At 71.5% G+C, this 6405-nt stretch carries 4 protein-coding genes; all 4 read right to left on the bottom strand.

Features of this window, described 5'->3' with window-relative positions; genetic code table 11:
• On the bottom strand, positions 1–213 hold a 213-nt coding region (locus QM572_RS06400), incomplete at its 3' end, for a WXG100 family type VII secretion target (protein WP_415091223.1).
• 122 nt (positions 214–335) lie between these two features.
• A complete protein-coding gene (locus QM572_RS06405) occupies positions 336–4829 on the bottom strand; it encodes an FtsK/SpoIIIE domain-containing protein (RefSeq protein ID WP_415091225.1) in 4494 nt (1497 codons plus the stop codon).
• Entirely contained in the window at positions 4826–6022 is a 1197-nt protein-coding gene (locus QM572_RS06410; protein WP_415091227.1) for an RDD family protein, read from the bottom strand. Before QM572_RS06410 ends, QM572_RS06405 begins: the two co-directional genes overlap by 4 nt.
• A gap of 4 nt (positions 6023–6026) precedes the next feature.
• The coding region (locus QM572_RS06415; RefSeq protein ID WP_415091229.1) for an FHA domain-containing protein at positions 6027–6405 on the bottom strand (379 nt) is incomplete at its 5' end.

The raw sequence follows: 6405 nt of genomic DNA on the forward strand, positions 1-6405 counted from the left end.
AATCGCCTCGATCGCCTGCTCCAGACCATCAGAGACCTCCTCATAGGAATCCAAGAACGCCACCGACGCAGAGTTCGTCGAGAAGCTGGACTCCGTCAGCTCCGAGACCAGACTCCGCAACTCCGACAGGAGGGACGCGATGTCCTCCTTGCCCGAGTCCAGCTTGTCCGCCGCCGCGTCGATGTCGTCATAAGTAAGCTCCTGGTCGGCCATCGCCGTCCTCCTTGCGTGATGAGTGCTGATCGGTGACTGTGAGGTCCAGGCCCGAGATCTGGACCTGACCCGACTCTGACACCCCACCCCGATCCACACCATGGGGAGAACTCCCCATGGGGCTACTCGACCCAGGGGGTCTGCACCGTGGTCGCCTTGCCCGCCTGGACGAAGATGCCACGGCCCTGGGGGAAGTCGGCCCGCTTGACCTTGCCGAAGGCGGTCTTGAAGATCGCGTCGCCGTCGTAGGTGTCGGGCTTGAGCGCGATGCCCTGCCGCATCGACTTCCAGTCGCCCATCACGCCGACGCCGGCCGTGGCGCGGCTGACGTCGGCGTCGCCGATGAGCATGTGGTCGCTGTCGCGCACGGCCTTGAACATCTGCCGGACGGCCCGCTCGGCGGCGCTGTCGCCCAGATGCGGGACGTCCTCGATGACGATGACGATCCGCTGCTTCTGCTCGTCGTCGACGAGCAGCTCGGCGAGCTCGGTGGCGAGCTCCTTCGCGTCGTCCTCGCGGCTCGCGCTGCGAACCCACGGGCGGAAGTCCTTGAGCTCCGCCCGCCGGCCGCCGAAGTGGTAGAGCCGGACGTCCGGGTCGAAGCGCTCCATCGAGATGATCATCGACTTCATCATGGTGGTCTTGCCCGAGGACGGTGGGCCGGTGATGACGAAGGTGCCGACCGGGTCGAAGCCGCACGGCGCGAGCGTCTCGTCGGAGAGGCCGAGCACCGGCATCCCGCCGACCGAGGACGGCATGTCGCCGATGGCTGCCTTGGTGGGCAGCGCGCCGATCTCGGGCACGTCGGCGACGCCCTGGGCCCGCAGCTTCGCGGCGAGCTCGTCGAGCGCCTTGGCGAGCTCGGCGGTGTTGGACGTGCCGCCCAGGACGGCGACCTGCGCCTCGTGCCGGTCGATGATCGCGCGGCCCGGAGCAGCGGTGTCATCGAGGATGTCCTTGGGGGCGCCGATGAGCATGTACTGGCTCTCGTCCGACAGCCGCAGGATCACCCGGCGCTGGATGTTGGCCGCGACGCCGGTCGGGATCGCGTTGGCCCGGTCGGCCGTCAGGACCGTGTGGACGCCGAGCTGGCGGCCCTCGGTGAGGATCCGCAGGAAGGCGCGGTACGCCGGCTGGCGAGCGGCCGCGTACTCCCAGTCCTTGCGGAACTCGCCGAAGTTGTCGACCAGCACCAGGATGCGCGGCATCGAGGCGTCGGCCAGCTCGCGGTACTGCGGCAGGTCGGCCGCGTTGACGCGGGAGAAGGCCGCGGCGCGCTTGTCCATCTCCGCGTCGAGGAGGAGCAGCAGCCGCTGGATCCGCTCGGCGTCGTCGCCGTCGACCATGGAGCCGACGTGCGGGAGACGGTCGAGGACGGCGAGACCGCCGGAGGCGAAGTCGAGGCAGTAGACGACGGCCGACCCGAGGTCGGGACGCATCCCGACCGCGGTGGCCAGGGTGCGCAGCAGCGCGGTCTTGCCCGAGCCGGAGGTGCCGTAGACGACCATGGAGCCGTCGCGGTCCGGGTCGAAGGTGGCAGCCTCCTGCCTCTGCGCCTCGGGGACGTCGACCATGGCGAACGGGATGCGGGTGTCGCCCTCGTTGGCGAGCTCGGCCAGGTCGACCAGCTCGGGCAGGTCGTCGAGCCACGGGCGCCGCGGTGGCCGCAGCCTCGCCACCTGGGCGGCCCGGATGAGGTTGTCGACGACGCGGCGCTGGTCGTTGGGGCCGAGATCCTCGTCGTGGAAGTCCGACTCCTCGGAGCCCTCGGGCTCCCACACGACGGTGCCGCCGAAGCGGAGCTCGGCGATGGCGATCTCGGCGTGCTCCTCCTCCCCCTCGCTGGTCCAGCCGCCGGCGTACGCCGACTGGAACGGCACCAGGCGGCCGGGACCCGTCTTCGCGATGCCCCGGCCCGGCAGCGAGGCCGGGAAGCTCGCCGCTACGGGCGAGTCGACGACGTCGACCGAGTCGTTCTCGTCGGCCATGCGGAGGGCGACGCGCATGTTGGTGTTGGCGCGGAGGTTGTCCTTGATCACGCCGGCCGGGCGCTGGGTCGCCATGATGAGGTGGATGCCGAGCGAGCGGCCGCGCTGGGCGATGTCGACGACGCCGTCGACGAACTCCGGCACCTCGCCCGCGAGCGCGGCGAACTCGTCGATGACGAGGACGAGGGCGGGCGGGGTCTCGGGGTCCTGGCGCTTCTCCAGCTCGAGCAGGTCCTTGACCTTCTTGCGGTTGAAGAGATGCTCGCGGTAGTGGAGCTCGGCACGCAGGCTGGTCAGCGCCCGGCGTACGAGGTGCGGGCTGAGGTCGGTGACGAGACCGACGCAGTGGGGCAGCTCGACGCAGTCCGCGAACGCCGACCCGCCCTTGTAGTCGACGAAGAGGAACGTCACGCGGTCGGGGCTGTGCGCGCTGGCCATGCCGAGCACCCACGCCTGGAGGAACTCCGACTTGCCGGCGCCCGTGGTGCCGCCGACGAGCGCGTGCGGTCCCTCGGCGCGCAGGTCCAGGGTCATGGCATGGCTGGCGCCCTGGCCGATGATCGCGCGTAGGCTGCCGGCCTTCTTGAGTCGCGGCCGCGGGGCGTTGGAGCGGTCGACGATCGTGTTGTTCTGCCGCCAGCGCTCGACGACGGCGGTCGGGTCGGTGGCGATCTCCGGACCGACCAGCGAGAGGAACGAGACCGACGCCGGGATGTCCGAGGCGTCGTGGATGACCACGCTCGCGTCGACGACCGGCGACATGTGCCGGGCCAGCATCTCCATGTAGTCGCCGGAGACGCCCTCGACGGCGACGGGGTCGAACTCGTCGCCGTGCCGGACCAGGCCGACACGGGCGGCGTCCAGGCCGCCGGTGACGTCGACGAAGCTGCGGCACGAGGCCGGCAGCGCCTCGACGCTCGGGCCGACGAAGATGGCATGGACGCCGGCGTCCGGGCCGCTCTCGAGCACCGAGCGCAGCCGGGCGCGGTCGACGGGCGCGTCCTCGGTGACGAAGACGATGACCGAGACGGTCGCCTTCTCGGCGTCCTCGTCGGCGGCGCGCTTGACGTCGGTGCCGAAGAGCATCGGGTTCCAGGTCTCGGAGTACGGGCCGCGCGGCTCGCCCTCGCGCTTCTCCCGCTCCACGTGCGCCTCGAGGGCGTTGAGCAGCGCGGCCGCGGCGGGGGCGGAGTCGGCGAGGGCCATGCTCTTGAAGGGGCTGGTCTCGCTGGTCGTGTGCGGCAGCCACTTGAGCCACTCCAGCTCCGACATCCAGTCGGCGCCGGTGAAGGCGACCGTGACGACGTCGTTGGGCGCGTGCAGGCCGAAGACCTGGACGGCCAGGCCGCGCATGACGTCGGCCGCCGCCGCGCGGGGACCGGCGACGCCGATCGAGCCGGCGCTGGCGAAGGACTCGAGGATCGGCACGTCGTCGACGTGCTTGACCCGCTCGCGCAGCTTCTCCAGCCGCTCGACGTACTCCGGGAGCCCGTCCGGCGCCTCGGACCCCTCCTCGATCGAGTTGCGCGACAGCGCGCGGGCGGTGCCGAGCCGGACGGCGAGGAAGTTCCAGTGCTCGGGCCGCCGGGTCCACAGCAGCGGCCCGAGCCGCATGCTCTCCTCGAAGACCTCGGCGACCGGCGGCGCCTCGCGGTTGCGGGCGGCCTCCTCGGCGGGCTTGGCGTAGTAGAACTTCTCCTCCAGCTCCTCGAACTGCCGCTCGAAGAGCATGAACTGGTGCTGCTCCTGGCTGCCGTTGGACATCTTCTGGTTGAGGAAGTTGCCGAACGCCATCATCGGCGTCATCACCATCATGAGCAGCGAGCGCGGGTTGCCGTTGAGGAGGAACATCGCGGCCGCCATCATGATCGGCGCGATCAGCATGATCCAGGGGAAGATCTTCTTCTGGCGCTCCTTGGGCAGCGCGGGCGCCTTGAAGGCGGTGCCGGGATAGCGCGCCTCGACGCGGGGGCTGCGGTTGAACAGCAGCCCGCCGCCCTTCTCCAGCACCCGGCTGTCGATGGTGGTGCGCAGGTCCTTGGTGAGGCGCATGACCAGGGTGGTGCCGCCGATGACGAACGGCTTGCCCGGCACCACGCTCCAGCGCTGCACCTGGACGCCGTCGACACTGACGCCGTTGGCGGAGTTGAGGTCGACCAGCTCGACGGTGGTGCCGACCTCGATCCGGGCATGGCTCTTCGAGACCATGCCGTCGACGAGCACGATGTCGTTGCCGTCGACCCGCCCGATCGTGGAGTGGCCGAGGCGCAGCGGGAACTCCTGGCCTCGCATGGGGCCGTCGGTCGCCACGAGGGCGCCGACCACCTCGGCCTGGCTCTCGGGGGCGTCCTGCACCCGGGGACCGAGGTTGACGACGGCGGCCATGAAGCCGGAGCCGACCGGCGCCTCGCCGATCGGCATGGTCGAGCTGAGCGGCTCGAGGCGCTCGGCGGCCGGCGGGGCGACGGCGAGGGTGAGGATGTCGTCGGGTCCGGCGACCACGCTGCGCACGGGGTCGCACTCGGCGATGTGCCGCGCGACGTCGTGGACGGTCGCCGTCGAGTCGGCCGTGACGATGACGTCCGTCGGGTCGGCCCCGTGCCGGTGCAGGGTCAGCTTGACCTTCACGACTGTCCTCCCTCCGCGACGCGGACGACGAGCGTCCGGTCGCCGAATCGAATGGTGTCCCCGACCCGGGCGATGCCCGGGTCGCCGGCGACGAGGGCCTGCTCGGCCCCGCCGCGGACGATGAACGTGCCGTTGGTGGACGACTGGTCCACGACCTCGACGCCGTCGTCCAGCGGGCTGACGAGCAGGTGGGTCTTGGAGACCGTGTACGTCGTGTCCGGGATCGCGATGGGCGTCGACCCGGTCGTGGCCTCGGTGGTCACCGGCTGCCGGCCCAGCAGATAGGCCTTGTCGAGCCCGAGCAGGCCGCCGGTGTCGAGCTCGAGCGCGAGGGAGAGCGGGCCGGCGGGCGTGGTGGAGGCGGCCGGCGCTGCGTGCTTGGGGGTGGGCGGCTGGTAGCTCTCCGGGATGACAGGCGTGCGCATCCGCGCCGCCGCGGGCGTGCCGCGGAGATCCTCCGACGACGGGGCTCCGATGACGCCGGCGCTGACCCGCCCCGTCGGCCGGTAGGCCTGCGCGGCCTCGCCCGAGGTGAGCGAGGGCAGTCGCCGGCGCTCCTCCAGCGGGTCCGCGCGCAGCGTCTTGCGGGCGACGCGCATCCGCTTCTCGTCGTACGGGTTGAGGCCGGCGCGGACGTCGACCATCCAGGTCTGCGCGGCGAGGTCCTGCCAGCCGCGGTTGCGACCACTGGGGTCCCACAGCGGGGTGAGCAGCACGACGACGGGGCCGACGACCACGACGGCCGGCGCCCAGATCACGACCACGCGCAGCAGCGCCCGGAGGAGCCCGGGCCGCTCGAGCGTGCGGACGTTGACGTTGCGCAGCCCCATGAGGCCCTTGCCGAGGGTGAGCCCGCGCGCCCCGTTGAGCGCGATCTGCGCGATGCAGAACGCGATGCTCAGCCCCGTCGTGACGCCGAGGCCGACCATGGCGAGGGTGAAGTGCGGGTGGTTGGTGAAGCCGTACCAGCTGATCCGGCCCCTCACGAGCTTGAGCACCAGCGGCAGGGTGAGCGCCCAGCTGGGTATCTGGATCACCATCCAGCCCACGACGTCGATCGCCGACGCGGCGACGCGTCGACCGATCGTCGCCTGCACCAGTCCGAGGCCGGCGGCGTAGGCCGGGTCGGGACGGCCGTCGGGGGTGAGTCCCTCGACGGCGTCCTCGGCTTCGGTGACGTCCCAGATCTCCACCGCGTCAGCCTGCCACGACCGAGATGGCGAACGCTCCCAGGATGACCGTGTCACCGTCGAGCAGCCGGGTCGGCCTGCGCGGATCGAGCCGCATCTCGTCCCCCTTCCGGCGTACGACGACACCGTGGGTCGAGTCGAGGTCCTCGATCCACAGCCCGGGCGGCTCCTGGGTCACCACCGCGTGGGTCTTCGACACCGTGAACTGCGGGTCGTCGACGGCCAGGACCGCCGCGCCGGGACGCAGGCCGGCGTCGGGCAGGCGGCCGATCAGCGTGTCTCGCTCGACGGCGAAGGGAGCACCGCCCTCCGGGGTGAGCACCCAGCGGGGAGCGGCGGGCCGCGCCGCCGCGGGCGGCGGGCCGTCGGGCCGGCGGGTGAGCTCG

Origin of the sequence: Nocardioides sp. (assembly GCF_047607365.1) — a bacterium.
In the GTDB taxonomy this organism is placed as follows: domain Bacteria; phylum Actinomycetota; class Actinomycetes; order Propionibacteriales; family Nocardioidaceae; genus Nocardioides.